Annotated in this window: 2 protein-coding genes; one reads left to right on the top strand and one right to left on the bottom strand. The window is 67.6% G+C overall.

Annotated elements, in window-relative coordinates; genetic code table 11:
* Positions 1 to 1151: glycosyltransferase family 2 protein (locus LQV45_RS27535; RefSeq protein ID WP_230010027.1), on the bottom strand; the 1151-nt coding region annotated here is incomplete at its 3' end.
* A 610-nt stretch (positions 1152 to 1761) separates the two neighbouring features.
* Between LQV45_RS27535 and LQV45_RS27540 the strand changes: the two genes are divergently transcribed.
* The coding region (locus LQV45_RS27540; protein ID WP_230010028.1) for a DUF1992 domain-containing protein at positions 1762 to 2140 on the top strand (379 nt) is incomplete at its 3' end.

Raw genomic sequence — 2140 nt, forward strand, 5'->3', positions numbered from 1 at the left:
AGCCACCCCTTCGCCGCCCACAGCTTCTCGTGGACGAGGATCTGCATGGCACCCATGCCCCAGCGCCGGCGCTGCAGCAAGTACTGGTCCGGCGTCGCCGGCGCGAGCCCGACGGCGAGCGTCTGGTGGTGGTAGACGGTCCGCCAGCCGCGCCGGATGAGTTTGAGCGTGGTGTGCATGTCCTCGGTGATGGTCTCGGTCGCCACGCCGCCCACCTCCTGCAGGGCGCTCAGACGCAACAACGACGTCGACCCGCACCAGAAGGGTCCGGCGCCGGGTACGTTGCGGGACGCCATGAGGACGTTGAAGAAGGTGCCCTGCTCACCCGTGATGCCGTCGTCGTCGAACGCGCCGCCGTTGTAGAACGACTGCGGACCCTGGATCAGGGCGATCCCGGGGTCTTCGAACCAGCCCAGGGTGGCGGTGAGGAAAGTGGGCAGCGGGACGTGGTCGCAGTCCAGGACGGCGATAATGTCGATGCCGGGGCCGCCGGCGGCCTTCTCCGAGGCCATCAGGCCCAGGGCGTGGTTCATGTTGCCGGCCTTGGCGTGGTCGTGGACGGGCCGCCGGACATACCGGGCGCCGTAGGCGACGCACATTTCTTCGACCCAAGGCCGGTCGCCGTCGTCGAGGACCCACGTCTCATGCGCCGGGGCCAGCTCGCAGGCCGCCGCGACCGTGGGCGTCAGAACCTCGATGGGCTCGTTGTACGTGGGGATCAGCACCGCCACCCGCATGCCGTTCGGGGCCTCCGTCACGGGCGCCGGCGGATGGCTGTCAATGTTCCACACGGACCACGCCTTTAGGATGAGGCCGGCCAGCGGCAAGGCCTCGAAGGTAACCAGGATCCAGGCGATGGCCAGGTTCCATTCCCCCGACGGCATCGTGAACAGGACGCGCCACGTCAGGTAGAGGACCAGGGCGGCGATGGCCGCGATGCCGCCGACATGGGCCAGCCTCCGGGACCGGGGTGCTTCCGCTCCGGGAGGTCCGAGCCGGGCGGCCCAGCCGGCAATGCCGGCCCGGGTCAGGGCTGTGGCGTCCAGTGGTACGGGCCGCGGCGCAGCGGATGTGGTTCCGGCGGACAGCCCTTGAGCCGATACGTTCTCGGCGCGCTGCCGCAGATCTTCACGCAGATTCTCTCGAGGCACGTGATCTCCCTCAGCTAGATCCGGTGCTCAATGTCCGATCAGCGTAGCCGCGGCGTGGCACCCGTGACCGGATCCGCCGGAATCCTTGCGCAAAACTGCGGAGGGAGTGTGCTTCGTCCTACTGCTTTGATCTATTGCTTTGCAACGTGCTCCGCGTCCTCGGGCCCGACGAAATTGCACGAGCCGGGGTGGCGCTTGGGCAACGTGCACGTGCGCCCGGTGGGCAGGTGGACGTTGGCGCACCCGCCCGCCATGGCCACGTCTTCGCGCACATGCGTGACGTGCGTGCTGCTCTGATCCTCTGGCGCTTCCTCGCGGCTGGTTTGTAGGGGGCTTCCGGACGCGCTCTGGTTTTGGCTGTTCACGGCTGCAACTCCTCGGGATCTGCTGTGCAGGAGAGATGGGAAGGATGCTTAGTTTTATCCGAAGTCCCCAGCTTCGCACGGGTGGGTTAACACCGGGTTACGGGAGTGTAAGGATCCCGTCTCGGCGAGGGGGCAGGTTGCAACGGTCGCGGTTCGCCGCCGCGCGGACCTTTTGCCGCCGCCCGGCTGTTCCTCATACTGGAAGGCAGATCCGCGATTTCGACAGGCGAGGACGGTGGTGACTGATGAGCAGCGGGGTCAGTGGTTCCAACAGCTCTTTCCGGCGCCGGGTGGAGCGTGCCGCGGAACTCCGGGCCGTGCGGGCCTCGGGCAGCACGGCGCAGGAGAACGACGAGCTCAACGCCGCCGAGGAGGGACTCCGGCAAAAGCGCGCCAAGATCGACGACGCCGCCAAGGCCGAGTACCTGATCCGGGATGCCATGGCGCAGGGCAAGTTCGACAACCTCAAGTACGCCGGCAAACCCATTCCCGGGCTGGGTGAGGCGTACGACCCTGACTGGTGGGTCAAGAGCCTGATCCAGCGGGAGAACATCTCCGGGCTGGGCCCGAAGGCGATCCTGCTCCGCACCGAGGACGCCGAGCTCGACGCGCGGCTCGATGCCC

The organism is Microbacterium sp. Bi128 (assembly GCF_918698205.1).